Annotated in this window: 27 protein-coding genes; 15 read left to right on the top strand and 12 right to left on the bottom strand. The window is 71.7% G+C overall.

Annotated elements, in window-relative coordinates; all coding sequences use genetic code 11:
- Positions 1 to 61: 61 nt before the first annotated feature.
- The 4 genes from BLR90_RS04195 to BLR90_RS04180 all read left to right on the top strand — a co-directional run bounded on the left by BLR90_RS04195 (position 62) and on the right by BLR90_RS04180 (position 4,336).
- Positions 62 to 1,333 carry an MFS transporter gene (locus tag BLR90_RS04195; protein WP_245715147.1) on the top strand — a complete coding sequence of 424 codons (1,272 nt, stop codon included), beginning with the start codon at positions 62 to 64 and terminating at the stop codon, positions 1,331 to 1,333.
- A gap of 49 nt (positions 1,334 to 1,382) precedes the next feature.
- A complete protein-coding gene (locus tag BLR90_RS04190) occupies positions 1,383 to 2,162 on the top strand; it encodes an isocitrate lyase/PEP mutase family protein (RefSeq protein WP_218029279.1) in 780 nt (259 codons plus the stop codon).
- A 147-nt stretch (positions 2,163 to 2,309) separates the two neighbouring features.
- A complete protein-coding gene (locus BLR90_RS04185) occupies positions 2,310 to 2,672 on the top strand; it encodes an ArsR/SmtB family transcription factor (protein WP_091023260.1) in 363 nt (120 codons plus the stop codon).
- The gene (locus tag BLR90_RS04180) at positions 2,669 to 4,336 is read left to right on the top strand and encodes a SulP family inorganic anion transporter (RefSeq protein WP_245715146.1); all 1,668 of its coding nucleotides are present in this window, start codon (positions 2,669 to 2,671) and stop codon (positions 4,334 to 4,336) included. Before BLR90_RS04185 ends, BLR90_RS04180 begins: the two co-directional genes overlap by 4 nt.
- A gap of 70 nt (positions 4,337 to 4,406) precedes the next feature.
- Here BLR90_RS04180 and BLR90_RS04175 read toward each other — a convergent pair whose 3' ends face one another.
- Positions 4,407 to 5,372 (bottom strand): NAD(P)H-binding protein, encoded by a 966-nt coding sequence (locus BLR90_RS04175; RefSeq protein ID WP_170254183.1) that lies wholly within the window; start codon positions 5,370 to 5,372, stop codon positions 4,407 to 4,409.
- 84 nt (positions 5,373 to 5,456) lie between these two features.
- Here BLR90_RS04175 and BLR90_RS04170 point away from each other — a divergent pair, with 84 nt between their 5' ends.
- On the top strand, positions 5,457 to 6,041 hold the full coding sequence (locus BLR90_RS04170) for a LysR family transcriptional regulator substrate-binding protein (protein ID WP_091022745.1): 585 nt from the start codon (positions 5,457 to 5,459) through the stop codon (positions 6,039 to 6,041).
- A 74-nt stretch (positions 6,042 to 6,115) separates the two neighbouring features.
- Here BLR90_RS04170 and BLR90_RS04165 read toward each other — a convergent pair whose 3' ends face one another.
- Positions 6,116 to 7,552, bottom strand: coding sequence for a GuaB1 family IMP dehydrogenase-related protein (locus BLR90_RS04165; protein WP_091022743.1), 1,437 nt, complete (start codon positions 7,550 to 7,552; stop codon positions 6,116 to 6,118).
- A gap of 23 nt (positions 7,553 to 7,575) precedes the next feature.
- Here BLR90_RS04165 and galK point away from each other — a divergent pair, with 23 nt between their 5' ends.
- From galK to BLR90_RS04150, 3 genes are all read left to right on the top strand, one after another.
- Positions 7,576 to 8,667 (top strand): galactokinase, encoded by a 1,092-nt coding sequence (galK, locus tag BLR90_RS04160; RefSeq protein WP_091022741.1) that lies wholly within the window; start codon positions 7,576 to 7,578, stop codon positions 8,665 to 8,667.
- Between the two features lie 2 nt (positions 8,668 to 8,669).
- Positions 8,670 to 8,894, top strand: a complete 225-nt coding sequence (locus BLR90_RS04155) for a hypothetical protein (RefSeq protein ID WP_143016104.1) — start codon at positions 8,670 to 8,672, stop codon at positions 8,892 to 8,894.
- A gap of 479 nt (positions 8,895 to 9,373) precedes the next feature.
- Complete coding sequence (locus BLR90_RS04150) at positions 9,374 to 9,814, top strand: hypothetical protein (RefSeq protein WP_091022737.1); 441 nt, start codon at positions 9,374 to 9,376, stop codon at positions 9,812 to 9,814.
- On the opposite strand, the gene BLR90_RS04145 is transcribed toward BLR90_RS04150, so the two are convergent.
- Positions 9,807 to 11,114, bottom strand: a complete 1,308-nt coding sequence (locus tag BLR90_RS04145) for a DUF2252 domain-containing protein (protein ID WP_091022735.1) — start codon at positions 11,112 to 11,114, stop codon at positions 9,807 to 9,809. The two genes, BLR90_RS04150 and BLR90_RS04145, sit on opposite strands and share 8 nt — an antisense overlap.
- A gap of 113 nt (positions 11,115 to 11,227) precedes the next feature.
- Between BLR90_RS04145 and BLR90_RS04140 the strand changes: the two genes are divergently transcribed.
- From BLR90_RS04140 to BLR90_RS20880, 3 genes are all read left to right on the top strand, one after another.
- Positions 11,228 to 11,515 carry a YiaA/YiaB family inner membrane protein gene (locus tag BLR90_RS04140; protein ID WP_091022734.1) on the top strand — a complete coding sequence of 96 codons (288 nt, stop codon included), beginning with the start codon at positions 11,228 to 11,230 and terminating at the stop codon, positions 11,513 to 11,515.
- 138 nt (positions 11,516 to 11,653) lie between these two features.
- Positions 11,654 to 12,049 (top strand): hypothetical protein, encoded by a 396-nt coding sequence (locus BLR90_RS04135; protein ID WP_143016103.1) that lies wholly within the window; start codon positions 11,654 to 11,656, stop codon positions 12,047 to 12,049.
- 48 nt (positions 12,050 to 12,097) lie between these two features.
- Positions 12,098 to 12,778 carry a hypothetical protein gene (locus BLR90_RS20880; RefSeq protein WP_091022729.1) on the top strand — a complete coding sequence of 227 codons (681 nt, stop codon included), beginning with the start codon at positions 12,098 to 12,100 and terminating at the stop codon, positions 12,776 to 12,778.
- Positions 12,779 to 12,793: 15 nt separating this feature from the next.
- Here the strand turns inward: BLR90_RS20880 and BLR90_RS04125 are convergent, their stop codons facing one another.
- The gene (locus BLR90_RS04125) at positions 12,794 to 14,008 is read right to left on the bottom strand and encodes an acyl-CoA dehydrogenase family protein (RefSeq protein WP_091022728.1); all 1,215 of its coding nucleotides are present in this window, start codon (positions 14,006 to 14,008) and stop codon (positions 12,794 to 12,796) included.
- Positions 14,008 to 15,372, bottom strand: coding sequence for an acyl-CoA dehydrogenase family protein (locus tag BLR90_RS04120; protein ID WP_091022727.1), 1,365 nt, complete (start codon positions 15,370 to 15,372; stop codon positions 14,008 to 14,010). The genes BLR90_RS04125 and BLR90_RS04120 overlap by 1 nt, the downstream gene beginning before the upstream one ends.
- 172 nt (positions 15,373 to 15,544) lie before the next feature.
- On the opposite strand from BLR90_RS04120, the gene def reads away from it, so the two are divergent.
- Entirely contained in the window at positions 15,545 to 16,078 is a 534-nt protein-coding gene (gene def, locus BLR90_RS04115; protein ID WP_091022726.1) for a peptide deformylase, read from the top strand.
- 12 nt (positions 16,079 to 16,090) lie between these two features.
- Here the strand turns inward: def and BLR90_RS04110 are convergent, their stop codons facing one another.
- From BLR90_RS04110 to cobA, 3 genes are all read right to left on the bottom strand, one after another.
- Complete coding sequence (locus BLR90_RS04110) at positions 16,091 to 16,702, bottom strand: hypothetical protein (protein ID WP_091022724.1); 612 nt, start codon at positions 16,700 to 16,702, stop codon at positions 16,091 to 16,093.
- A 278-nt stretch (positions 16,703 to 16,980) separates the two neighbouring features.
- Positions 16,981 to 17,784, bottom strand: coding sequence for a TrmH family RNA methyltransferase (locus BLR90_RS04105; RefSeq protein WP_091022722.1), 804 nt, complete (start codon positions 17,782 to 17,784; stop codon positions 16,981 to 16,983).
- Positions 17,784 to 19,007, bottom strand: coding sequence for a uroporphyrinogen-III C-methyltransferase (gene cobA, locus BLR90_RS04100; protein WP_091022720.1), 1,224 nt, complete (start codon positions 19,005 to 19,007; stop codon positions 17,784 to 17,786). The genes BLR90_RS04105 and cobA overlap by 1 nt, the downstream gene beginning before the upstream one ends.
- Before the next feature lie 70 nt (positions 19,008 to 19,077).
- Here cobA and BLR90_RS04095 point away from each other — a divergent pair, with 70 nt between their 5' ends.
- Positions 19,078 to 19,599 (top strand): YbhB/YbcL family Raf kinase inhibitor-like protein, encoded by a 522-nt coding sequence (locus tag BLR90_RS04095; RefSeq protein WP_091022718.1) that lies wholly within the window; start codon positions 19,078 to 19,080, stop codon positions 19,597 to 19,599.
- Between the two features lie 3 nt (positions 19,600 to 19,602).
- On the opposite strand, the gene BLR90_RS04090 is transcribed toward BLR90_RS04095, so the two are convergent.
- The 4 genes from BLR90_RS04090 to BLR90_RS04075 form a co-directional block, all read right to left on the bottom strand.
- Positions 19,603 to 20,205, bottom strand: coding sequence for a class F sortase (locus BLR90_RS04090; protein ID WP_091022716.1), 603 nt, complete (start codon positions 20,203 to 20,205; stop codon positions 19,603 to 19,605).
- A gap of 22 nt (positions 20,206 to 20,227) precedes the next feature.
- Positions 20,228 to 21,382, bottom strand: a complete 1,155-nt coding sequence (locus BLR90_RS04085; protein ID WP_143016102.1) for a hypothetical protein — start codon at positions 21,380 to 21,382, stop codon at positions 20,228 to 20,230.
- Positions 21,383 to 21,554: 172 nt separating this feature from the next.
- Complete coding sequence (locus tag BLR90_RS04080) at positions 21,555 to 22,154, bottom strand: CE1759 family FMN reductase (RefSeq protein ID WP_091022712.1); 600 nt, start codon at positions 22,152 to 22,154, stop codon at positions 21,555 to 21,557.
- Positions 22,151 to 23,215, bottom strand: a complete 1,065-nt coding sequence (locus BLR90_RS04075) for an LLM class flavin-dependent oxidoreductase (protein ID WP_091022710.1) — start codon at positions 23,213 to 23,215, stop codon at positions 22,151 to 22,153. The genes BLR90_RS04080 and BLR90_RS04075 overlap by 4 nt, the downstream gene beginning before the upstream one ends.
- A 111-nt stretch (positions 23,216 to 23,326) precedes the next feature.
- Here BLR90_RS04075 and BLR90_RS04070 point away from each other — a divergent pair, with 111 nt between their 5' ends.
- Positions 23,327 to 24,127 (top strand): ABC transporter permease, encoded by an 801-nt coding sequence (locus BLR90_RS04070; RefSeq protein WP_091022708.1) that lies wholly within the window; start codon positions 23,327 to 23,329, stop codon positions 24,125 to 24,127.
- Complete coding sequence (locus tag BLR90_RS04065) at positions 24,120 to 24,929, top strand: ABC transporter permease (RefSeq protein ID WP_245715145.1); 810 nt, start codon at positions 24,120 to 24,122, stop codon at positions 24,927 to 24,929. Before BLR90_RS04070 ends, BLR90_RS04065 begins: the two co-directional genes overlap by 8 nt.

The raw sequence follows: 24,929 nt of genomic DNA, 5'->3' as shown, positions 1-24,929 counted from the left end.
GGGCCGGAGCAACTCGCGTGTTCCGGCCCGGCCGCGTGCCCGGGCTCCTACGATGCTCGCGATGTCCCAGCCGATCATCCCGCCGATGACCTCGCCGCCGAGGTCCGCTCTCGCAGAGCCGACCGCCACCGTGCCCCGGCTCTGGGTGGTCTGGATCTCGCTGGCCAGCATCGGTGTCTGGGCGGGGTTCTTCGGGCCGATCCAGGTGCTGCTCGCCCAGCAGGCCGAGGCGATCAACGAGTCCGACAAGGAGTCGATCCTCGCGCTGGTGACCGGTGCCGGCGCAGCGGTGAGCCTGGTCTTCAACCCGCTGTGGGGCGCCTTCTCGGACCGCACCATCCTGCGGATCGGGCGCCGGGTGCCGTGGGTGATCGGCGGAGCCGTGACCGGGGCCGGCTCGATGCTGATCCTCGCCCCGGCCGACAGCGTGGCCGAGATGCTGGTCGGCTGGTGCCTCGCGCAGGCCTCGCTCAACGCCATGCTGGCCGCCCTGACCGCCACCGTGCCCGACCAGGTGCCCGTGCACGAGCGCGGCACCGTCGGCGGCTGGCTGGCCCTCGCCCAGACCGTCGGCGTGATCGCCGGCTCCGGCATCGCCGCCGCCACGGGCAGCATCGCGGCGGGCTACCTCACCACGGCCGGTCTGCTGCTGGTCACCGCGATCCCGTACTGCCTCGGCAGCCGCGACATCGCTCTGACCCGCGAGGAGCGGCCGCCGTTCGAGGCGGGTCGCTTCGTCCGCTCCTTCTGGGTCTCGCCCCGGCTGCATCCCGACTTCGCCTGGGCCTGGCTGACCCGGTTCCTGGTCAACCTCGGCAACGCGATCGTCGTGCTCTACCTGCTCTACTACCTCGACGACGCCGTCGGCCTGACGAAGGACCAGGCCGAGTCGCGGGTCTTCCTGCTCACGGCGGCGTACGGCGTCATCACCGTGCTCACCGCCGTCGGCGGCGGCATCTGGTCCGACCACGTCGGACGACGCAAGCCGTTCGTCATCGCCTCCGGCTTCGTGATCGCCGCCGCGCTGGTGGTCCTCGCGTTGGTGCCCACGATGACCGGCGCCTGGATCGGGGCGGTGGTCCTGGGCGTCGGGTTCGGCATCTACAGCTCGGTGGACTTCGCCATGATCAGCCAGGTGCTGCCCAACGCCGGCGACCGGGCGAAGGACCTGGGCGTCATCAACATCGCCAACGCGCTCCCCCAGGTGGTCGCGCCCGGCATCGCTGCCGTCGTACTCGGTCTGGACCTCGGCTACGCCACCCTCTACGGCCTCGCCGCGGCCACGACCGTGATCGGGTCGCTGCTGGTCACGAGGATCCGCAGCGTCGCCTGACCGGGCTGGTGACCGGGCCGGTGACCGGGCCTGGGGCACGATGGTCGACGTGACCGACAACCAGCAGCGAGCCTCCGAGCTCCTCCGCCTCCACCAGGACCCCGCCCTCCTCACCGTCGTCAACGTCTGGGACGTGATCACGGCCAAGGTCGTCAGCGACCTCGAGGGCACCACCGCCCTCGCCACCGCCAGCCACTCCATCGCCGCCGCTCGCGGCTACGAGGACGGCGAGAACATCCCCGTCGACGAGATGATCGCCGAGGTCGCCCAGATCGTCGCCGCGACGTCGCTCCCGGTCTCCGCCGACCTCGAAGGTGGCTACGGCGACGCACCCGAGACCATCCGCAAGGCGATCGGGGTCGGCGTCGTCGGCGCCAACCTCGAGGACCAGATGAAGCCGCTCGCCGAGGCCGCCGCCCAGGTCGAAGCGGTCATGAAGGCCGCGGCTGCCGAGGGCGTGCCCGACTTCGTCCTCAACGCGCGCACCGACGCCTTCGTGAAGGGGCGCGAGCGCGACCAGGCCGAGGTACTTGCCGACGCGATCGAGCGCGGCAAGGCGTTCCTGGACGCCGGCGCCCCGGTCGTCTTCGTGCCGGGCCGGCTCAACGAGGAGCAGGTGGTGGCGCTCGTCGACGCCCTCGGCCCGCAGCGGCTCACGCTGATCGGCATCCCCGGGATCCCCTCCCTGGCGCGTCTCGAGGAGCTCGGCGTCGCCCGCGTCTCGTACGGCCCGATGTCCCAGAACGTCGCCCTCACCGCGCTCGCCAAGTTGGTCGAGTCCGTCCACGCCGGCGGCGGCGTCCCTGAGGACATGCGGCTCCTGAACTGACCCGCAGCCTCCGGCGGCTGCGGTTTGGTCACAAACCGCAGCTCCCGGGCGGCATTTCGTGCGGTTTGTGACCAAACCGCGCGTCCCGGGACGTGCGTGACCATTGCCCTTTCACATGAAGACATCTTCATGTGCGAAACTATGCACATGCCGGAGAAGTCGACGACGAGCGTCCCGCTGTACCAGGCCAAGGCGGAGTTCTTCCGCACCCTGGGACACCCGGCCCGGATCCGGATCCTCGAGCTGTTGTGCGAGCGAGACCACGCGGTGCACGAGCTGCTCGAGAAGATCGGCGGCGAGCCCAGCAGCCTGTCGCAGCAGCTCGCCGTGCTGCGCCGTACGTCGATGGTCTTATCGCGCCGGGTGGGCGGCGAGGTCGTGTACTCGATCAGCGTCCCCGAGGTGCGCGACCTGCTGCTCGCCGCCCGCAAGATCCTCTCGGGCATGCTGGCGGCCCAGGCCGAGCTCTCGTCCGAGCTGGCGCAAGAAGGGGCAGAGGCGGCGCGTTGAGTGCCGTACGCCGCCTGCTCGCGCTGCTGCCCGGACGAGCGGACCTCCTGGCGATGCGCCTGCAGCCCGGCCGGGACGTCCTCGCCGGCACGATGGTCGCGCTCGTGGCACTGCCCCTGGCGCTCGGCTTCGGGGTCAGCTCCGGTCTCGGGGCGGCCGCCGGCATCACCACGGCCATCGTCGCCGGTGCCCTCGCCGCGGTGTTCGGCGGCAGCAACCTCCAGGTCAGCGGCCCGACCGGCGCGATGACGGTCGTGCTGGTCCCGATCGTGGCGGAGCACGGCGCCGACGGCGTCCTGGTCGTCGGCCTCCTCGCCGGCCTGATCCTGCTCGCCCTGGCGGCGAGCGGGGCCGGACGGTTCATCCGCTACCTCCCCGTCTCGGTGGTCGAGGGCTTCACGATCGGGATCGCGGTGATCATCGCGCTCCAGCAGGTCCCGTCGGCGCTGGGAGTCGACGTGCACGCCGAGAAGGTCCTGCCGTTGGCCTCTGACGCCGTCGTCGCCTGGCTGGACGACCCGCACTGGGCCGCGCCGCTGCTGGCGTCCGCGGTGGTCGCCTTCATGCTCGGTCTGACCCGGGTCCGCCTGCTGCCGGCTGCACTCGCCGCGGTCGTCCTTGGCACCGTCGCCGCCGCGGTCCTGGGGCTGGAGGTCAGCACCGTGGGACAGCTGCCGTCCGGGCTCTCCGCCCCCTCGTTGCCCAGCATCCCGTTCGCCCAGCTCGACACCCTCGTGCTGCCGGCGGTGGCGGTCGCCGCGCTGGCCGCGCTGGAGAGCCTCCTGTCCGCGACCGTCGCCGACGCGATGAGCGTCGACCAGCGCCACGACCCCGACCGGGAGCTGTTCGGCCAGGGCATCGCCAACCTGGTGAGCCCACTGTTCGGCGGCATCCCCGCCACAGCCGCGATCGCCCGTACGGCGGTCAACGTGCGGTCCGGTGCCGCGTCGCGGCTGGCGGCTCTCACCCACGCCGTGGTGCTGCTCCTCTTCGTCCTGGTCGCCGCCCGCTGGGTGGGCGAGATCCCGCTCGCCGCGCTGGCCGGCGTACTCATCGCGACCGCCGCGCAGATGGTGCGGGTCTCGAGCGCCTTCGCGCTGCTGCGGGCGACCCGGGGCGACGCCGCCGTGCTCGTCACGACCGCCGTGGCGACCCTGGTCTTCGACCTGGTCACCGCAGTGATCCTGGGCCTGGTGCTCGCTGGCGGGCTGGCCCTGCGGCAGACCGCGCGCGAGGCGCGCCTCGACGAGGTGCCGCTCGACGACACCGGGCACAGCCAGGAGGAGCACGCCCTGCTGGACGCCAACATCGTCGCCTACCGGCTCGACGGACCGCTGTTCTTCGCCGCCGCCCACGACTTCCTGCTCGACCTCACCACGATCAGCCACGTGCGGGTCGTCGTCCTCCGGCTGTCACGGATCACCTCGCTCGACGCGACCGGGGCCGCGCTGCTCGCTGACACCGTGCGCCGGCTGGAGCGCCAGGGGATCACCGTGATGCTGTCCGGGGTCCAGCCCCGCCACGACCACGTCCTGCAGAGCCTCGGGGTCTACGACGAGCTCGCCCACCAAGGACATGTGTTCGCCACGACCCCCGAGGCGATCGCCCACGCGCGGCTCCACGCCGCCCGGCTCGAGCACCCGATCGCCGACGCGCCCGCCTGAGGACGTGCGGTTTGGTCACAAACCGCACGTTCCGCGCCCGAAATGCTGCGGTTTGTGACCAAACCGCAGGTCAGCGGGTGGTGCCGACCCAGGCGGGGTCGCTTGTGGCCTGGCCCTGGACGTCACCGAATACCTCGGTGGCCTGGGTCTGGCCGGCGAGCGAGCGCAGGATCGCGTCGTCGACGGACAAGAACCGATGGCCCGGGGCCAGCTCCCGTCGTACGTCGTCCTCCTGGCAGACCATGTCGTGCGCGAGGCTGTGCACCAAGGCCAGCACGGTCGAGCGCGGCACCCCGGAGAGCAGCGCGACGGCCTCGCCGACCAGTCGGCCGGGTGCCAGCGGCAGGACGACCTGGGGCCGCTCAAGCCCGGCCAGGGCGGCGAAGCGGTCCAGGAGCTCGCGGTAGGTCAGGACCTCGTCGCCGCCGACGTCGTAGGCGCGGTTGCGGGGCTCGCCCTCGAGCGACCGCACCAGCAGGTGTACGACGTCCTCGACGGCCACCGGCTGGATGTCGCGCTGCATCCAGGCGGGCACCGGCGTGACCGGAAGCCGCTCGCTGACGCGCCGCATCAGCTCGAAGGACGTGGAGCCGGCGCCGATCACCATGGCCGCGCGCAGGACGGTGCTCGGGACCGTCGACCCGAGCAGGATCTCCTCGACCTCGTGACGCGAGCGCAGGTGGTCGGAGAGCCGGCCGGGGGGCACCAGGCCGGAGAGGTAGACGATCCGGTCGACCCCGGCGTACTCGCACGCGTCGGCGACGTAGCCGGCCGCCTCGCGGTCGCGCTTGAGGAACTCCCCCGCGCCCATCGAGTGCACGAGGTAGATGACGGCGTCGATGTTGCGCACGGCGAGGTGCACCGAGACGGTGTCCTCGACGTCGCACCAGCGCCGCTCGACGTCGTCGGCCCACGCGAAGCGGGCGAGCGCGTCGAGGTCGCGCGCGGCGACCACGACGTCGTGCCCCTCGGCCAGCAGGGCGGGCACGAGCCGCGACCCCACGTAGCCGGTCGCGCCGGTCACGAGCACCCGCATGTCCCCACCTTCCGAAGCCGACCCCAACCGTCCCGTTGCGGACTCGACGCTAGCCAGTGCCATCCACTACCCCATACTCGGGCCGTGGACACGCACTCGTTCCGCGTCGGGTTCGTCACCGGCGCGACGCCCGACAAGTGGGCCTCCGTCTGGCGCGCGCGCTACCCCCGCACCCGACTCGAGCTGGTCCCGGTGGAGCAGCCGGACCAGGAGACCGGACTGCGCGACGGCAGCCTGGACATGTGTCTCGTCCGCCTCCCCGTCGACCGCACCGGCCTGCACTGCATCCCCCTGTACGACGAGGTGGCGGTCGCGGTCGCCGGGGCGGAGCACCTGGTCTCGGCCGCCGACGAGGTCACCCTGGCCGACCTGGGTGACGAGCAGCTGGTGCTACCCCACGAGTCCGGGTGGATTCCCGAAGCGGAGCAGCTCGACTGGCCCGACATGAGCGTCAAGGACGCCGTCGAGGTGGTGGCCTCCGGCACGGGGATCCTGCTCGTCCCGATGTCCGTCGCGCGGCTCCACCAGCGCAAGGACATCGTCTCCCGCCCGGTCACGGACCTGCCCGCCACCAAGGTCGGGCTGGCGTGGCTCGTCGACAACGAGGACGACCGGGTCCAGACGTTCATCGGCATCGTCCGGGGCCGCACCGAGCGCTCGTCGCGCTAGGTGCCGCGTGCGGTTTGGTCACAAGCCGCACGTTTCCGGCCGCCAGACCTGCGGTTTGTGACCAAACCGCGTCCTCACCAGGACTGCGCGAGCGGCCGGCCTTCGTGGAAGCCGGCGGCCGACTGGACGCCGACGACGGCCCGCTCGTGGAGCTCGGCCACGGTGGTGGCGCCGGCGTACGTGCACGCCGAGCGCACGCCGGCACAGATCTCGTCGATCAGGTCCTCCACGCCGGGGCGGGCCGGGTCGAGGTACATCCGCGACGACGAGATGCCCTCCTCGTAGAGGCCCTTGCGGGCCCGCTCGTACGCCGACTCCCCCGCGGTGCGATTGGCGACCGCGCGGGCCGACGCCATCCCGAACGAGACCTTGTAGGCGCGCCCGGTCGAGTCCACGACCAGGTCGCCCGGCGACTCGTGCGTCCCCGCGAACCACGACCCGATCATCACCGCTGACGCCCCCGCCGCCAGCGCGAGCGCGACGTCGCGCGGGTGCCGCACGCCCCCGTCGGCCCAGACGTGGCGCCCCAGGTCGCGCGCCGCGTCCGCGCACTCGAGGACGGCCGAGAACTGCGGTCGGCCGACTCCGGTCATCATCCGGGTCGTGCACATCGCGCCCGGCCCCACGCCGACCTTGACGATGTCGGCCCCCGCCTCGATCAGCGCGCGCGTGCCCTCGGCCGACACGACGTTGCCGGCGGCCACCGGCACCTGCGGGTCCAGGGCGCGTACGGCGGCCAGCGCGTCCAGCATCCGCTCCTGGTGCCCATGGGCGGTGTCCACGACGAGGCAGTCGACGCCGGCGTCGAGCAGCTCGGCTGCCTTGGCCGCCACGTCGCCGTTGACCCCGACCGCGGCCGCGACGCACAGCCGTCCAGATCCGTCGACCGCCGGCTCGTAGAGCGTGGCTCGCAGGGCGCCGTCGCGGGTGAGCACCCCGGCCAGCGTGCCGTCGGCGTGGACCGCCACGGCCACCGCGGCACGAGCCTTGTCGATGGCGTCGAACGCGTCGCGAGGGTCGCTGTCGGCGGCAATCAGGACCGGCCGCGGGTTCATCACCTGCCCGACCTGCGCGAACCGGTCGACGTCCGCGCAGTCGGCCTCGGACACGACCCCCACGGGTCGGCCGTCCACCACCACGACCGCGGCCCGGTGTGCCCGCTTCGGGATCAGCGACAGCGCCTCGGCCACCGTCTGGGTCGGGCTCAGCTCGATCGGGGTGTCGAAGACGAGGTGTGCCGCCTTCACGTCGGCCACGACCTGCGCGACGACCGCGAACGGGATGTCCTGCGGGATCACGACGATCCCCCCACGCCGCGCCACCGTCTCGGCCATCCGCTTGCCGGCGATCGCAGTCATGTTGGCCACCACCAGCGGCAGCGTCGCCCCGGTGCCGTCGGACGTCGACAGGTCGACGTCCGAACGGCTCGCGACGTGGCTGTGCCGGGGCACCATGAACACGTCGTCGTAGGTCAGGTCGTGGGACGGGGCCGAGTCATGGAGGAAGCGCACGGCCAGAAGCCTAGGCTTCGGGCATGGCGACGTCCGTGGGCCGCTCCCCTGGCCGGGTCAACCTGATCGGCGAGCACACCGACTACAACGACGGCCTGTGCCTGCCCCTGACCATCCCGTACGCCACCACGGTCACCGCCACCACCCGCGCCGACGACTGTGTCTCCGTGACCAGCCGCCAGCAGGGCGAGCCGTGGACCGGCACGCTCGCCACGACCGGCCCCGGCGACGTCACCGGCTGGGCGACGTACGCCGTCGGCGTGCTCTGGGCGCTCCAGCAGGCCGGCTGGGACGTCCCGGGCGTGGACCTCGTCGTCGACAGCACCGTCCCGATCGGTGCCGGCCTCTCCAGCTCGGCGGCCATCGAGTGCGCCGTCGCGGTCGCGGTCACGGGGCTGGTCGGCCGCACCCTCACGTCCGAGCTCCGCCGGGAGCTCGTGGCCGTGTGCCGGCGTGCGGAGACCGAGGTCGCCGGTGCCCCGACCGGAGGCCTCGACCAGAGCGCGGTGCTGCTGTCCTCCCCGGGCGCTGCGCTGCTCATCGACTTCGAGACCGGGGCCACCCGCGACGTCGACCTCCCCTTCGGTGACGCCGGCCTGACCCTGGTCGTCGTCGACACCCAGGTCTCGCACGCGCTCACCGACGGCGGCTACGGCGCCCGCCGCGACGACTGCGAGCGTGCCGCCAAGGCGCTCGGCCTCCCGTCCCTGCGCCGGGCGACGCTGCCCGACCTGGAGCGCCTCGAACCCCGGCTGCGCGCCCGCGCGCGCCACGTCGTCACCGAGAACGCCCGCGTCGAGGCTGCGGTGACAGCGATCGGCGCCAGGGACTGGAGCTCGCTCGGCGACCTCCTCACCGCCTCCCACGACTCCCTGCGCGACGACTATGAGGTCTCCTGCCCCGAGCTCGACCTCGTGGTCACCACGGCGCTGGAGAGCGGGGCGCTGGGCGCGCGGATGACCGGCGGCGGCTTCGGCGGAACGGCCATCGCCCTCGTCCCGACCGAACGCGTCGACGCCGTACGTCGTGCCGTCGACGTCGCCTTCGCGGCGGCCGGTTTCGCCGCGCCCCGCCACCTCGACGCCGGGCCGAGCGGCCCCGCCGACCTGGGGTGACCGTGCTCGCCACGACCCACCACATCGCCCAGGACATGGAGTCCGTGACCAAGACCTTCCGGCTGCGCCACGGCGACGAGGCCGACCGCGAGTGGGCGACGCTGACCCTGCTCGACCGGCATGCGCCGGGGCTGGCACCGGTGCCGCTGGAGTGCTCCGTGCGCCACGGCGCCCCCGTCGTCGTGATGTCGCGACCGCGGGCCACCCGCTCGGGCACGTGCCGCTGACAGGCGCGCAGACGGCCGGCCTCACGACTGCGTTGAACCTGCTGCACGTCGCTGTTCCCCCCGACGTGCTGGCCGCCCTGCCGGTGCGTCGCTCGGGTGGGGCGGAGATGGTCGGCGACCTGAGGACCTGGCAACCTCGGCAACTTCCTCTGGGACGGCGCCACCTGCCGGGTCGTCGACTTCGAGGTCGCCGACCTGCTCGAGCACGTCTCGGCGTCGCTGCGCGGGCTCGTCGACGCGGAGGCGCTGGTCTCCGCGCTCGGCCTGTCCGCGGCGCAGCGCCACCGTCTGGTTCAGGGCCGCAGGCTGTTCGCGACGTTCTGGCTGCTCATGCTGCTCCCTGGCAACCCGGGTCACGCGCGCAACCCACCCGGGAGCCTGGAGCACCAGGCCGCCCGGGTGCGAACCCTGCTCGGGTCATGACCATCGCACCGGAAGCGGAAGCGGAACCGATGCCGCGACCAGACCGTCCCACCCACATGCGGCGCACGCCCCTGCTCCTCCTCGCCACGTTGCTGGGCCTCGCCGCGGCCCCGTTCCCTCAGGCACCCGCGTCGGCATCCTGCGCGGCGCCGTACCTCGAGATCACCGAGCCGCTCGTGCTGGAGCGCGGTGCGGACGTGGTGATCGAGGGCCGCGCCTTCACCGAGGGCTGCCGCGACAGCATGAGCTGTTCGGCGGGCTTCGGCTGTGACGACTGTGAGTACGACGACCCGCCTCCCGCGCCGCTGGAGGACGTGGAGCTGCGACTGGTTCAGGGCGACCGCTCGTGGACTCTCGGCATCACGGACGCGGAGACCGCAGAGACCGACCATCAGGGCTGGGTGACCTGGAGCTTCGACGTCCCCCTGGCGGCCGAGCCCGGCCCGGCCCGACTGGTCGCCGACCACGTCCAGCCCGTGCGCATCCGGGTCAGGTAGACGTGACCCCGACCAGCCCCTCGCGGAACGCCTGCACGAACAGCGCGTGGTCCTCGCGCACCTGGTTGGCGTAGCTCATCCCGAAGTCGGTCACCCAGCGCACGAACTCCCGGCGCCGGCCCTCGACGCTCTCGGCGATGGCGTCCTCGACCTGGAAGTCCACGAGGTCCTGGTCGCTGTCCTCGTCGGAGGCGCAGTGGATCTTGGCTGTCGCCCGTCCCAGCAGGTCCACGACCTTCGAGATCTCCTCGGGCTCGGTCAGCCCCGACCAGTTCAGGTCGACCTCGTAGGGCGAGACCTCGGCGACGACATAGCCGACGCCGTCCAGCTCGGTGTAGCCGAGCATCGGGTCGGTGTGCACCTGCAGGGCGCGCTGGCTGACGACGGTCCGGTGCCCCTCGTGCTCGAAGTAGCGCTCCACGGCGCTGGTGTCGACGAACCGGCTGATCGCCGGCACGTTCGCCTGCTTCATCGACAGCACGACGTCGTTGTCCAGGGCCTGGCTGTAGCCCTCGACCAGCACGTTGTACGCCGGCAGCCCGGCGCTGCCGATCCCGAACCCCGACTTCCCGACGACGTCGCGCAGGTCGTAGAAGAGATCCCGGTCCGAGCGCCGCCGCTCGGGGATGGTGTCCAGGTAGGCCTCGAACGCCTTGACCACCTTCGCCCGCTCGGCCTTGCCCAGGCGGCGTACGCCGCGTCCCTCACGGAAGAGCCGGATCCCGTCGACCTCCTGGGTGCTCTCGTCGAGCAGGTCGGCGCGCCGCTGCTGGCGCGCCATGACCAGGGCCTCCTTGATCGGACCCTCGGTGTTGTCGAGGTGCAGCGCGAAGTCGTCCTCCTCGCTCTTGCGGTACTCGTCGATCTGCGACAGGTAGGCGCGCAGGTAGCGGCCGATGAGGCGGCTGACGTCCTCCTCCGGCAGTGCCTTCTGCCAGCCGACCAGCGCCAGGGACGCCGCGAAGCGCTGGAGGTCCCACGTGAAGCGCCCGAGGTAGGCCTCGTCGAAGTCGTTGATGTCGAAGACCAGCCGGCCGTCGGAGTTGAGGTAGGTGCCGAAGTTCTCGACATGCAGGTCGCCGTGCACCCAGATCCGGCCGCTGTGCTCGTCGGCGTAGGGGTCGTCCTGCTCCGTCACGTCGGCGTAGAAGAGGCACGCCGAGCCCCGGTAGAACGCGTGCGGGTCGGCGGACATGGTCCGGAACTTCCCGCGGAACGCCGCCGGGTCGGCCTCCATGAGTGGGGCGAACGCGTCACTCAGCGTCGACACGATCAGGTCCAGGCGCGCGTCGCTCGTCATCTCGTCGACCCTGCCACAGCGGTCCTGAGGTGGGGAACCTGAGGTGGGGTACTCAGCCGCAGTCAGGTACTCACGCAGGTCCGGCCCCGGCGCCCGGACGACAGGCTCGTCGCATGAGCACTCCGAGCACGTCCAAGAACACCAACGCCTTCTTCGTCCAAGCGGCTCTCTCGTTCGGCATCGCGCTGATGACGATGCTGTTCGCGATCCTCTACCTCCCGGTCGACCCCTGGATCCGCGCGTTCCTCGGCCTCGGCACCATGTTCCTCACCACCTCGTGCTTCACCCTCGCCAAGGTCGTGCGCGACGCGCAGGAGAACCAGTACGTCGTCTCCCGCATCGACCAGGCCCGGGTCGACAAGATCCTCGCCGAGCACGACCCCTTCCGTAGCGTCTCCTGAGCCCCACCGCCACCCCCGTCCCCGAGGGCGGGCGGTCCGTCCCACCGACGGACCGCCCGCCCTCTTCTGTTGCCCGGCCTGCTTGAATCGGGGTCACGACCGACTCGCCCACGACCCACAACGACCCAGGGAGTGCCCGTGGCCGCCAACGCCCTCGACCGCATCAAGAGCGCAGCGTCCGGAGCCGTGGTCATCGGCACCGCGGTCGCCGCCCGCGCAGCACGCACGGCCGGACCGCTGGTCGGCAAGGCGATCGGTGCGATCAAGTCACGCGTGGGTGATTCACCCACGCCGCCGACGGGTACCGGCCCGGTGACCGTCACGCCGGCCCCGGCCCGACCAGCACAGCCAGCCACACCGGCCGAGCCGGCCGCCGCGGCGCCGACCAAGCCCAGCCCGACGCCCACCCCGGCAGCGGTCGCCAAGAACATCCCGCCTCACCCGCCGCAGCCGGCGAGCAAGACCAAGAAGCCGGTGAAGAAGGCGGCGCCCGGCGCCAAGCTCCCCCCGCGTCGCAAGACCGAGGGGACCTAGGCCGGCACCACCGCACGACGTACGCACCACCAACCGAAGGGACACACCGTGGCTCGCAAGAACCCGCTCGGCACCATCAAGGACGTCGCGCTCGGCACTATCCGCAAGCCGAAGGCGACCGCCGAGAAGGCAGTCGGACAGGTCGTCGAGGGCGCGAAGGGCGGGGTCGGCCTCGGCGTGACCGTGGCCGGGCAGGTCGCGGCCAAGGCCGGCGACACCGTCACCTCACTCATCCCGGGCCGCAAGACCCCGGCTCCGGCCCCCTCGCCCGACCTGGAGCCGGCCGTCCCCGCGACGGTGTCCCGCAAGTCGCAGGGCGACCCCATGTCCCCGGCCAAGGTGACGCCGATCAAGTCGGCGCCCACGAAGAAGGCCGCGGCCAAGAAGGCCACCCCCAAGGTCGCCAAGATCTCTCCGGACAAGCCGGTCAACGTGACCAAGGAGCTGGGCCTCGACGCCGCCCCGGTGGCCAAGCCGGCCCCCGCCGCCAAGGCGGACAAGAGCGCCAAGCCGCTCACCTCGATCGACGCCGCGGCCGACGCGAGCCACGTCGACGCGACCCCGGCCGACATCGCACCGGCGGTCAAGAAGGCGGCCGCGAAGAAGGCCCCGGCCAAGACCGCCCCGGCGAAGAAGGCGGCGGCCAAGAAGGCGCCCGCCAAGAAGGCCCCGACGAAGAGGACCGCCGCCTCCTCGCCGGGCGACAAGCTGCCTCCGCGGACCTCCTGAGCCGGGCCGGCCGGGCTACCTGAGCTCGGCGCTCGAGAGCCCCAGGATCCGGCGGGCCACGATCAGCTGCTGGATCTGCTGGGTGCCCTCGAAGATGTCGAGGATCTTGGAGTCGCGGCCCCACTTCTCGAGCAGCTCGGCCTCGCTGTAGCCGACCGAGCTCGCGAGCTCCACACAGCTCAGCGTGATGTCGGAGCCGACCCGGCCGGCCTTCGCCTTGGCCATCGAGGCCTCGAGCGAGTTGGGCTGGCGGTTGTCGGCCATCCAGGCCGCCTGCAGGGTCAGCAGGTGCGCCGCCTCCCAGTCGGCCTCCATCTGGAGGAGCTTGGCCGCGGCGGCCGACTGCGTCAGCGCGGGGCGGTCGTAGTCGACGGTGACGCCGGCCTGGGCCAACAGGTCGCGGGTGAGGTCCAGCGCGGCCCGGGCACAGCCCACGGCCATGGCGGCCACCAGCGGCCGGGTGTTGTCGAAAGTCGCCATGGCGCCCGCGAAGCCCTGTTTCGGGTCGACCTCGGCCGAGCCGAGGAGGTTCTCCGCCGGGACGCGGCAGTTGTCGAAGATGATCGTCGCGGTGTCGGAGGCGCGGATGCCGAGCTTGTGCTCGAGCCGCTCCACCCGCATGCCGGGGGTGCCCTTGGCGACGACGAACGACTTGATCGCGGCACGGCCGAGGTCCTTGTCGAGCGTCGCCCACACCACGATCGCGTCGGCGCGGTCACCGGAGGTGACGAAGATCTTCTCGCCGTTGAGCACGTAGTGGTCGCCGTCGAGCGTGGCGGTGGTCTTGATGTTGGCCGAGTCGGAGCCGACGCCCGGCTCGGTGATCGCCATCCCGGCCCACACGCCGTCGAAGCGCTCGTGCTGCTCCTCGTTGGCGACCGACGCGATCGCGGAGTTGCCGAGACCCTGGCGGGGCATCGAGAGGAGCAGGCCCACGTCGCCCCAGCACATCTCGGCGATCGACATGACCGAGGCCAGGTTGGCGCCGTTCTTGACCGAGGTGTCCTGGTCGCCCTCGTCACGCCGAACGCCGGCCGCACCGGCGCCCTCGCTCGCGCCGGACTCGGAGAGCCCGTCGATCATCGCGGCGAGCATGTCGAGCTCCTTGGGGTACTCGTGCTCGGCGCGGTCGTACTTGCGCGAGATGGGTCGCAGCATGTTCATCGCGACCTGGTGGGCCTGGCCCACCAGCGGGCGGAACTTCTTGGGGTCGTCCAGATTGATGGCCATCAGACGAGAACCGAGCCTTCCATGATGCCGATGGCCCGCAGGTCGCGGTACCAGCGTTCGACGGGGTGTTCCTTCACGAAGCCGTGGCCACCGAGCAGCTGGACGCCGTCGTTGCCGATCTGCATGCCCTTCTCGGCGCACAGGGTGCGCGCCAGCGCGACCTCGCGGGAGAAGTCCTTGCCAGCCGCGGCGCGGGCCGCCGCCTTGTAGGTGAGCAGCCGCATCGACTGGAGCTCGATCGCGATGTTGGCGACCATGAACGCCACCGACTGGCGGTGGGCGATCGGCTCGCCGAACGCCTGGCGCTCCTTGACGTAGGGCGTCACGTAGTCGAGCACGGCCTGGCCGGTTCCGACGGCCAACGCGCACCACGCGAGGCGTGAGAGCCGCACGCACTCGGCGTACGACGTGCCCTCGGTGTCGCCGAGTACGGCGTCGGCAGGGACCTTCACGTCGGTGAGTGTCAGCTTGGTCAGCGAGGCGGCGCGCACGCCCATCGCGGGGTCACCCTCGACGGCGAGGCCGGGGGTGGACGACTCCACGAGGAACAGGACGGGCTTGCCGTCGAGCACGGCGCCGACGACGAAGAGCTCGGCCTGGGCTCCGCGCGGCACCAGCGTCTTGACGCCGTTGAGCACGAAGCCGTCATCGGTCCGGGTCGCGGTCGTCGACGGGCTGAGCACGTCGAAGAGGACGGTCGGCTCGTTGAGTGCGAGGGCGGCCGCGGGCACGTCGTCGCCGGTGAACGCCGGGAGGTAGGTCTGCTGCTGGGCGTCGGTGCCCCAGAGGCCGAGCGCGGTGGCGACCGACCCGGGCGCCAGCGCCGCGACCGCGAGGCCGAGGTCGCCCTTGGCCAGCGCCTCGGCGACCAGCGTGCCGGCCATCGCCGAGCGCTCCTCGGAGATGCCGCCGAGCGCCTCGGGCACGCCCAGGATCGGCAGGCCTATCTCGAGGCTGGCGGCGAGCAGCTCCGCGGGAGCCTCGCAGGACTCGTTGGCCTCGGCGGCCGCCGGGCGCACGACCTCCTCGGCGAACTCGGTCACCACGTCGACGAGCATCTGCTCGTCCTCGGTCGGCGTGAGGTCGAAGACGCCCTTGGCCTTGGCGGCGGCGACTCGTACGCCGGGCTCGCTGGGCTTGCCCTGCTTGGCGAACGTGCGGCTGGCCGCGGTGAGCGTCTTGAACCCGCTGCGGGTCACGGTGAAGACGGCCTGCTCGGCGGGCTTGCGCAGCTTGACGCGGTCGATGAGGTCGCTCTGGGCGAGCCGGTTGAGTCCGGCCACGAGGTAGCCGATCGGGTCACGAGACTCGCCGCTCGGCACGCCGTTCTTGCCGCCCGGCCTGAAGTGGTTGATCAAAGACATGGCGATAATGTAACTCGGAGTTACACAGCGCGCTACAGCATCGAGCGTGGTCCGGGTCACTGTGGAGCGACTTCGTTGCTCCATTGGGCCCAGCCCTAGGATCTGGCTCGTGCCCGATCACGCTCCCCTCGCTCCCCACGGCCCGCTCCCGACCGGCGGGACGGCCCGGCCGATGACCCGCTGGGGCACCCCGGTGATGCACCGCCCGCAGCAGCCCGTCACGTCGTACGACGAGGCCCTGACGGCGCTGGCGGCCGACATGGTCGCCACGATGTACGCCGCCGACGGGGTGGGCCTCGCCGCGTGCCAGATCGGTGAGGACGTGGCGATGTTCGTCTTCGACTGTCCCGACGAGTCCGGGCAGCGCACCGTCGGGCTGGTGTGCAACCCGGTGCTCACCCTCCCCGAGGGCAAGGACCGCGAGCTGGACGAGGACGACGAGGGCTGCCTGTCGTTCCCGGGGGCGTTCGTGGAGTGCGCCCGTCCCAGCCACGCCACCGTGACCGGCACCGGCCTCGACGGCACGCCCGTGACCTTCTCCGGGGACGGGCTGCTCGCGCGCTGCCTGCAGCACGAGACGGACCACACCCTCGGCACGGTCTTCGGCGACCGGCTGCCGACCAAGCTGCGCAAGAAGCTGCAGAAGCAGCACGACAAGGTCGCCGACGAGTTCCCGGAGGGCTGGCCGGCGGCCGACCCCGGCTAGCTGTCTCGCGGTCTAGCGGTGGGGGAACGCCGTACCGCCGTCCGCCGCCAGCGACTCCGCGACGATCCGCAGGTGCTCGGCCATCAGGTCCGCGGGCAGGTCCGGGAGCAGGTCGTCCCAGAACGCCAGCATCGCCCCGCGGCCCTGCATCATCCCGGCGGGCCTCGCCAAGGCCCAGAGGTGGAAGTGCTCGGAGCCGTCGCCCCAGCGGGAGAAGTGGGTGCGGGCCACCCCCGGGATCGACTTGACCGCGACGCTCAGCCGCTGCATCAGCGGGCCGAGCGCGGCCAGCACCTCGAGCGGTGCGTCGTCGAGGCGGCAGTGCGCGTTGGGCGCCAGCCCGCCGACGTACGGGAGGCCCATCCGGTCCCAGCCCGCGTTGACGTGCCACAGGTCGTCGGCCCAGATCGTGTGCTTCGAGAGCCGGCAGTGGCCGCACTCGCTGCGGTCCAGCTCACCGGCGCGCGGCTTCTCCGGCAGCAGCATCGGCGCCAGCGGTCGGAGCGTGACCTCCTCGAAGCACGACAGCCAGTCGTCCACCAACGGTTGCCCCGACACACGCTCGCCGATCGGCAGCAGCCGGTGGTACGCCGAGTCGGCCGCTTCGGTCTGGTAGTCGTCCATGGCCCCATTGCACTCGACGGCGCCGCTGGTCGCCAGCACGTGGCGGACCGGTGGTCCGCCGTTTGGTCACAGACCGCAGAGATTCGGCCCCGGAACCTGCGGTTTGTGACCAAACCGAAGGTGCGCAACGCCTGGCCCGGGGGGCCGGCAGCGCCCGGCCCCGGCTTCCATGGGCGGACCGGTGGTCCGCCGTTTGGTCACAGACCGCAGAGATTCGGGCCCAGAACCTGCGGTTTGTGACCAAACCGCAGGTGCGCAGCGCGTGCGGGGCAGACGGGTCAGCGACGGGCGGTGATGTAGCAGGCGACCGCACTGGCGGCGGCGACGTTGAGGGAGTCGATGCCGTCGCGCATGGGGATGACGGCGCGGCGGTCGGCGCTCTGCTCCCAGCGAGGCGAGAGGCCGTGGCCTTCGGAGCCGAGCACCAGGGCGACCTTGTCGAGCCCGGCGACGGCGTCCTCCAGCGGTACGGCGTCGTCCGCGAGGGTCAGGGCGACGGTGGTGTAGCCGGCGCGGCTGAGTGCGGGCAGGGCGTCGGCCCAGTCGGCCACCCGGGTCCACGGCAGGGTGAAGACCGCGCCCATGCCGACCTTGATCGAGCGGCGGTAGAGCGGGTCGGCGCAGCGCGGCGCGAGCAGGACGGCGTCGACGCCGAGTGCGGCGCCACTACGGAAGACCGCGCCGACGTTGGTGTGGTCGACGAGGTCCTCCAGCACCAGCACCGTGCGCGCACCGGCCAGCACCGACTCGACCGGCAGAGGCGGCGGCCGATGCAGCGACGCGAGCGCCCCGCGGTGCACGTGGAAGCCGGTCACCTGTTCCGCGAGCGACTCGGCGAGCACGAAGCACGGGGCGTCGGAGCGGTCGAGCACGTCGGCGAGGCCGTCGAGCCAGCGCGGCGCCATCAGGAACGAGCGGGCCGAGAAACCGGCCTCGACCGCGCGGCGTACGACCTTCTCGCCCTCGGCGAGGAACAGGCCGTGCTCGGCCTCCAGGGTCTGACGCAGCTGGACGTCGCGCAGGTCGCGGTAGTCGGCCAGGCGCGGGTCGTCCGGGTCGGTGATGTCGACGAGCTCGACCATCAGGCGAAGCGTTCGGGGTGTGCCACCGCCACGACGTCGCCGATCACGATGATCGCCGGCGGGAGCACGTCGTGGGCGACGAGCTCCGCCTCGAGCGTGCCCAGGGTCGCGAGCACGGTGCGCTCCCCCGGCATCGTGCCGTCGCACAGGACGGCGACGGGGGTGGCCTCCGGGCGGCCGCCCGCGATCAGCGTGGCGGCGATCGTGGGGGCGTTCTCGACGCCCATCATCAGCACCAGAGTCCCGCGCAGCGCGGCGACAGCATCCCAGTTGGTGAGCGACTCGGGGTGCCCGGGCGGCAGGTGGCCCGAGGCCACGGTGAACTCGTGGGCGACGCCGCGGTGGGTGACCGGGATACCCGCCACGGCAGGTACGGCGACCGGGCTGGTCAGCCCCGGGATCACGGTGACCGCGACGCCGGCCGCGCGGCACGCGAGGACCTCCTCGTAGCCGCGGCCGAACACGAAGCTGTCGCCGCCCTTGAACCGCACCACCCGCTTGCCCGCCAGCGCACGCTCGACGATGACGCGGTTGATCTCCTCCTGCTGCGCCGAGCGTCCGCGAGGGAGCTTGGCCACGTCGACCAGCTCGACGTCAGGGGGCAGCTGACCCAGGAGCTCACGCGGGGCCAGCCGGTCGGCGACGACCACGTCGGCCTCCATCAGCGCCTTGCGGCCGGCGATCGAGATCAGGTCGGGGTCGCCGGGTCCCCCGCCGACCAGGGTCACGCCGGGGACGTGGCCACGCTGGTGCCGGGCCACGATCGTGCCCTCACGCAGACCGGCGAGGATCTCGTCGCGTACGGCGGCCGACCGGCGCGGCTCCCTGTTGCCCAGGACGGCGACGGTGACGCCGGCGGCCCGGCCCACGGCGGGGGTCCAGGCGGTGGCGCGCGTGGCGTCGTCGGCGCGCACGCAGAAGATCCGCCGCCGCTCAGCCTCCACGGAGACCCGCTCGTTGACCTCGGTGACGTCGGTGGCGGCCACGACGTACCAGGCGTCCTCGAGGTCGTCCTCCTCGAAGCCGCGCCGGTGCCAGGTGATCTCCCCGGCGCCGACAAGACCCTCGATCGACGGGGACACGCTCGGCGAGACGACGTGGACGTCGGCGCCCGCGGCCAGCAGCTGCGGGACCCGCCGCTGGGCCACGTGGCCACCGCCCACGACGACCACGCGTCGGTCGGTCAGGCGCAGGCCCGAGGGGTACGTCGTGAGCTCGTCCACGTGCCCATCATCGCGCCTCGCGTCGGGTCACCCGTGGCCAGGGCTCACCGGCCGGACTACGTTTGACGTCATGAGTCTCGAGCGCCCCGTCAGCCCCAACCCCTACGACCTCCTGCCGGCCGTGCCGTCGTTCACCGTAACCAGCACCGACGTCAACGACGGCGAGCACCTCCAGGACGACCACGTCGCACACCTGGGCAACACCTCCCCGCAGCTCTCGTGGGAGGGCGCGCCGGAGGGCACCAAGTCCTTCACGGTGACCTGCTTCGACCCGGACGCGCCGACCCCGAGCGGCTTCTGGCACTGGGTCCTGGTCGACCTCCCGGCCGACGTGACCTCGCTCGACACCGGCGCCGCGTCGCGTGAGCTGCCCGGCAACGCCTTCCACTGCCGCCACGACGGCGGGGAGAAGGGCTACATGGGAGCGGCTCCGCCGGAGGGCGACCAGGTCCACCGCTACTTCTTCGTGGTCCACGCCGTGAAGGAGGAGTCGCTGGGCGTCGACTCCGACGCGTCACCCGCGGTGGTGTCGTTCAACCTCGCGTTCAAGACGCTCGGCCGCGCGATCCTGCACGGCACCTACCAGCACTGAGCGTCAGCGCTGGGGTACGGCGACCACGACCACGTTGGAGAGGTACTGCGTCCCGTCCCAGTCCTCGCACGTGATCACGACCAGCCTCCCCGGCACCTCCTGCGAGAAGACGCGTGCGGCGGTCCGGGCCAGCGTGCCCTTCTCGTAGATCCGCACGGTGCGGACGACGTAGGCCAGCTTGGACTTCACCGTCCGGACCATGATCCGGTCACCGCGTTCCACGGTCTCCAGGTCGTCGAGCGCTCCGCCGCCCGTGTGGACCGTGTGACCGGTCACCAGGGCACTGCCGCGGCGGTCGCCAGGCCGAGCGCCGTCGGACCACCACCCCAGCTGCTGGGGGTCCGACGGAGGCGTCAGCGTGCGGTTGGGCGCGCGGATCGGCAGTACCGGCGCGTCGACGTCGAGAGCGGGGATCACCAGCCGTCGGGGCGCGCCCGGCTCCCACGGTGCCCGCTGCTCGGGCTGCGGGGTCGGCGTGGGTGACGCCCCGCCGGCGTCGCTGGTCGCGACGGACTGGGGCGCTGACTGTGGTGTGACCTGGTCCGGCTGGTTCAGCCACACCACGACGCCGGCGCCCGCGACGGCCACCCCGAGGAGGGTGACCATCGCGGGCAGCAGGCGACGTCGGTCAGATCGTGTTGGAGTCACCGGAGCGACGACGGGCCAGGACACCGGCCGCGGCGATCAGGACGCCGAGACCGACGATCAGCAGGCCGAGCGGGGAGCTGGCGAAGTTGCTGAACGAGCTGAACGTGCCTTCCTCGCCGGCGTTGATGTTGGTCGGGACCTCGGCCGAGTCGGCGGCCGCGCCTGCGGCGTTGAGCTGGTTCTCCGAGATCTCGCTGTTGGTGCCCAGCACGCCCTGCTCACCCTCGGCCGCGAGCTCCTCCTCCGACGGCAGGACGCCCGTGTCGCCGGGAGTCTCCTCGGCCGGAGTCTCTCCAGCCGGAGTCTCCTCGACGGGGGTCTCCTCGACGGGGGTCTCCTCGACCGGAGCCGTCTCGCAGGGCTCGATCCAGAAGACCTTGGTCTTGGTGTCGTTGCCCTGCGAGCGGGGCGTGGCCACGGTGAGCTTGAGGTGGTAGCCCTGCTTCGGGTGCGGCGCACCGTCGAAGGTGAGCGTGTACGTCTCGACACCGTCGAGGCCGGAGTCGGTCCCGGCACCGGAGGCCGGGTCGCCGCCGACGAAGACGCTGGTGTCGCCGGCCACGGAGAGGGCGACGTCGGAGGTGGGCGCGTGCATCGCGAAGCTCACCTGCGAGACGACGTCGGGACCCTCGTCGAAGCCGTACCACTCGACCTGGAAGGTGCAGCCCGGGTGGGGCGTGTTGTTGGGGATCCCGTCGAGCTCACCGAGCCCGGCGATCTTGACGGTGCCGTTGTTGCCCGCCGGGTCGCCGGCGCCGCCGGCGTTGCCGTTGCCACCCTGGTTGCCGTTGCCGTTGCCACCCTGGTTGCCGTTGCCGTTGCCACCCTGGTTGCCGGGGTTGCCCTGGCCCGGGTTGCCTTGGTGGCCCTTGCCGCCACCCTGGCCCTGGCCGTGGCCCTGACCCTGGTGACCCTGACCCTGGTGACCCTGGCCCTGGTGGCCCTGGCCCTGGCCGGGCTTGTCGCCCTTGTCCTTCTTGTCCTTGTCCTTGACCTGGCCGGGCGCGGACGCCGAGGCGCCCCCGTTGCCGTTGCCGGGGTCGGCGAACGCGGGCACTGCGGCCGCGCCACACGCCACCAGGGCGAGGACGGCGGAGCCGGCGAGACTTCTACGAGCGGTGGCGAGACGGGACATGGTTAGAACACTCCTCAGGCGGGCCGAGTACGGCCAGTGGATTTGGGGTTTGGCACCGCCCTGTCCGGCGGCATGAATCCTGTTACCTCTCGTAACGAGAGTTGAAACCTGTAGTCCAGGTGGACTAGACCAGATCCGCACCGGAATCCGGTTTTTCACCCCTTTGGGTGGTCTACCGGACGGGTCGCAGACGCTCCTCGAAGGGCGTCGGGTCCGCGAACTCGTCGCGTACGACGTGCAGCGCACGCCGGCCGCCGACCAGCGCGACGAGCTCGCCGGCCGCGCGCTCGATCCGCTGCTCCAGGCCCTCGTGGCCGAAGTCGTCGGTCGCGGCGAAGACGCCGGTGGGGACGACCACGGCACGCAGGTAGGAGAAGAGCGGACGCAGGGCGTGGTCGAGGACCAGCGAGTGACGTGAGGTGCCGGCGGTGGCCGCCACGAGCACGGGCTTGCCCTCGAGCAGACCCGGCTCGAGCACGTCCAGGAAGGTCTTGAAGAGACCGCTGTAGGAGGCAGCGAAGACCGGCGTGACCATGACCAGGCCGTCCGCATGGCGCACCCGCTCGATCAGGTCGGCGAGCTCGCCGGTCGCGAAGCCGGTCAGCAGGTGGTCGGCCAGGGCGTGCGCGAAGGGACGCAGCTCCACGACCTCGACCTCGACCTCGACGCCGGGGCCGGCCGACCGGCGTACGGCGTCAGCGATCCGGTCGGTCAGGAGCCTGGTCGACGAGGGCACCGAGAACCCGGCGGTGATCGCCAGCACGCGCGTCATGCCGCCACCAGCGCCGAGTGGAGCGGGGCGTCGGGGACGTGGGCGGGACGGCCCTCGGCGAACCCGGCCCGCAGGTCGGGCAGGATCTCGCCGAGCAGGTCGAGCTGCTCGAGGACGGTCTTGAGCGGCAGCCCGGCGTGGTCGAGGAGGAACAGCTGGCGCTGGTAGTCCCCGGCGTACTCCCGGAACCCGAGGGTGCGCTCGATGACCTGCTGCGGCGAGCCGACGGTCAGCGGGGTCTGCGCGGTGAAGTCCTCGAGCGAGGGCCCGTGGCCGTAGACCGGGGCGTTGTCGAAGTACGGGCGGAACTCGTTGACAGCCTCCTGGCTGTTGCGGCGCATGAAGAACTGTCCGCCCAGGCCGACGATCGCCTGGTCGGCGGTGCCGTGGCCGTAGTGCTCGAAGCGGCGGCGGTAGAGCTCGACCATCTGCTTGGTGTGGCTGGCCGGCCAGAAGATGTGGTTGTGGAAGAACCCGTCGCCGTAGTAGGCCGCCTGCTCGGCGATCTCGGGGCTGCGGATCGAGCCGTGCCAGACGAACGGGGGTACGCCGTCGAGGGGGCGCGGTGTCGCGGTGAAGCCCTGCAGCGGGGTGCGGAACTTGCCCGACCAGTCGACGACGTCCTCGCGCCACAGGCGGTGCAGCAGCGCGTAGTTCTCGATGGCGAGGTTGATGCCCTCGCGGATGTCCTTGCCGAACCACGGGTAGACCGGGCCGGTGTTGCCGCGACCGAGCATGAGGTCCATGCGGCCGTCGGTGAGATGCTGGAGCGTGCCGTAGTCCTCGGCGATGCGCACCGGGTCGGTCGTCGTGATCAGCGTGGTGGAGGTGGAGAGCACGATCCGCTCGGTCTGCGCCGCGATGTAGGCCATCGTGGTGGTGGGCGACGAGGCGACGAAGGGCGGGTTGTGGTGCTGGCCCACCGCGACGACGTCGAGCCCGACGTCCTCGGCCTTCTTGGCGATCTCGACCTGTGCCTTGATCCGCTCGTGCTCGCTCGGCGTGCGGCCTGTCGTCGGGTCCGTCGTGACGTCTCCGACGGTGAAGATGCCGAACTGCATCGCTCCCAGCTCCTCTGAGGTAGTTGAATAGTTGACTGCCTTGTGCAACGGCCCGGCGGCGCGCCCTATTCCAGTCCGCGGCGGGCCCGAACGCCGTGCGAGACTGAGGCAATGCCCCTGCACGTCGCCGTCGCGACGCGCGCCTTCAAGAGGTACTCCACCTATGTCGGGGCGACTCTCGCGGGCATCTTCACCAACTGCGTCTTCGGCGTCATCATCTGCTTCGTCTACCTCGAGGTGTGGGGCAGCAACCCCGACGCCGGCGGGTACGACGTCACCGACGCGCTCACCTATGTGTGGCTCGGCCAGGCGATGATCATGACCGTGGCGGTGTGGGGCGGCGGCTCCCCCGACGACCTCGCCGAGCGGATCCGGTCCGGTGACGTGGCGATCGACTTCTACCGGCCGGTGGGGATCCTCGGGTGGTACCTCGCCGCCGACCTCGGCCGGGCGGCGTACCACCTGCTCACCCGCGGACTGGCTCCCACGGTCATCGGCGGGCTGCTGTTCGACCTGCGCTACCCCGACGGCGTCGGGACCTGGCTGGTCTTCCTCGCGGCGATCCCGGTCGCGGTCACGGTCAGCTTCGCGCTGCGGATGCTCGCCTCGCTGACGGCGTTCTGGCTGCTGGACGACGTCGGTCCGCGGATGCTGCTGGGCTTCGTCGCGCTCTTCTTCAGCGGGCTGACCGTGCCGCTCGTGATCCTGCCCGGCATGCTGCGCGACCTCGCGTTCGCGCTCCCCTGGGCGACGTTCCTCCAGGTGCCGGCCGACATCTGGCTCGGCAAGACCACAGGGTGGGAGATCGTCGAAGGCTTCGCGTTCATGTCCGGCTGGGCCGTCGTGCTCCTGGGCCTGTGCTCCTTGGTCCTGCGCCGCGCCGAGCGCCGGGTCGTGGTCCAGGGTGGCTGACACGCGACTCGCCTCGGTGGTCGACTACGGCCGGATCGCGAGCCTCTGGGTGCGCGCCTCGATGGCCTATCCGGCGTCGTTCTGGATGATGGCCGTCGGCAGCTTCCTGATGACCGGGCTCGACTTCGTGGCGATCTGGGTGCTCCTGCGCAACGTCGACGACCTGGGTGGCTTCAGCCTCACCGAGATCGGCTTCCTGTACGGCGCCACCGGTCTGGGCATCGCGTTCGCCGACCTGTTCGTCGGCCGGGTCGACCGCCTGGGCCAGATGATCAGGACGGGTCGCCTCGACACGATGATGACCAAGCCGGTGCCGCTCCTGGTGCAGGTGTGCGCCGACGAGTTCGCGCTGCGCCGCTTCGCCCGGGTCCTTCAGTCGAGCATCGTGTTCGTCTGGGCCTCGACGTACGTCGACTGGTCGCTGCCCCGGGCGCTGGTCGCGGCGGAGATGGTCGTGAGCGGGTCGCTGATCTTCTTCAGTCTCTTCGTGGCGCTGGCCTGCGTGCAGTTCTGGACCGCGGACTCCTCCGAGGTCGCCAACGCGTTCACCTACGGCGGCAACCAGGTCACGCAGTTCCCGATGTCGGTCTTCCCCTCGGAGATCGTGAAGGCGCTGACGTTCGTGCTGCCGATCGCGTTCGTCAACTGGTATCCCTCTCTCTACATCCTCGGCCGCGACGACCCGTTCGGGCTGCCGAGGGCCCTCCAGTTCGCCTCCCCCGTCGCCGCCGCGCTCTTCCTGGGCGTCGCCGCCCTCGCGTGGCGCACCGGCGTCCGCCACTACCGATCCACCGGGAGCTGA

It is taken from the genome of Nocardioides szechwanensis, assembly GCF_900103935.1.
Lineage (GTDB): Bacteria > Actinomycetota > Actinomycetes > Propionibacteriales > Nocardioidaceae > Nocardioides > Nocardioides szechwanensis.
The sequence above is the reverse complement of the archived record's forward strand: the minus strand, read 5'-3'. Positions and strand labels throughout refer to the sequence as shown.

Excerpts from the sequence above, each read along its gene's own strand:
- BLR90_RS04090 (WP_091022716.1), bottom strand. The coding sequence starts at position 20,205 with ATGGTCACCCTCCTCGGGGTGGCCGTCGCGGGCGCCGGCGTCGTGGTG.
- BLR90_RS04150 (WP_091022737.1), top strand. The coding sequence starts at position 9,374 with ATGCGGCGCACGCCCCTGCTCCTCCTCGCCACGTTGCTGGGCCTCGCC.
- BLR90_RS04185 (WP_091023260.1), top strand. The coding sequence starts at position 2,310 with ATGCCGGAGAAGTCGACGACGAGCGTCCCGCTGTACCAGGCCAAGGCG.
- BLR90_RS04075 (WP_091022710.1), bottom strand. The coding sequence starts at position 23,215 with ATGCAGTTCGGCATCTTCACCGTCGGAGACGTCACGACGGACCCGACG.
- BLR90_RS04080 (WP_091022712.1), bottom strand. The coding sequence starts at position 22,154 with ATGACGCGCGTGCTGGCGATCACCGCCGGGTTCTCGGTGCCCTCGTCG.
- BLR90_RS04140 (WP_091022734.1), top strand. The coding sequence starts at position 11,228 with ATGAGCACTCCGAGCACGTCCAAGAACACCAACGCCTTCTTCGTCCAA.
- BLR90_RS04145 (WP_091022735.1), bottom strand. The coding sequence starts at position 11,114 with ATGACGAGCGACGCGCGCCTGGACCTGATCGTGTCGACGCTGAGTGAC.
- BLR90_RS04110 (WP_091022724.1), bottom strand. The coding sequence starts at position 16,702 with ATGGACGACTACCAGACCGAAGCGGCCGACTCGGCGTACCACCGGCTG.
- BLR90_RS04120 (WP_091022727.1), bottom strand. The coding sequence starts at position 15,372 with ATGTCTTTGATCAACCACTTCAGGCCGGGCGGCAAGAACGGCGTGCCG.
- BLR90_RS04105 (WP_091022722.1), bottom strand. The coding sequence starts at position 17,784 with ATGGTCGAGCTCGTCGACATCACCGACCCGGACGACCCGCGCCTGGCC.
- def (WP_091022726.1), top strand. The coding sequence starts at position 15,545 with ATGACCCGCTGGGGCACCCCGGTGATGCACCGCCCGCAGCAGCCCGTC.
- galK (WP_091022741.1), top strand. The coding sequence starts at position 7,576 with ATGGCGACGTCCGTGGGCCGCTCCCCTGGCCGGGTCAACCTGATCGGC.
- BLR90_RS04095 (WP_091022718.1), top strand. The coding sequence starts at position 19,078 with ATGAGTCTCGAGCGCCCCGTCAGCCCCAACCCCTACGACCTCCTGCCG.
- BLR90_RS04195 (WP_245715147.1), top strand. The coding sequence starts at position 62 with ATGTCCCAGCCGATCATCCCGCCGATGACCTCGCCGCCGAGGTCCGCT.
- BLR90_RS04175 (WP_170254183.1), bottom strand. The coding sequence starts at position 5,372 with ATGCGGGTGCTCGTGACCGGCGCGACCGGCTACGTGGGGTCGCGGCTC.
- BLR90_RS04125 (WP_091022728.1), bottom strand. The coding sequence starts at position 14,008 with ATGGCCATCAATCTGGACGACCCCAAGAAGTTCCGCCCGCTGGTGGGC.
- BLR90_RS04070 (WP_091022708.1), top strand. The coding sequence starts at position 23,327 with ATGCCCCTGCACGTCGCCGTCGCGACGCGCGCCTTCAAGAGGTACTCC.
- BLR90_RS04085 (WP_143016102.1), bottom strand. The coding sequence starts at position 21,382 with ATGTCCCGTCTCGCCACCGCTCGTAGAAGTCTCGCCGGCTCCGCCGTC.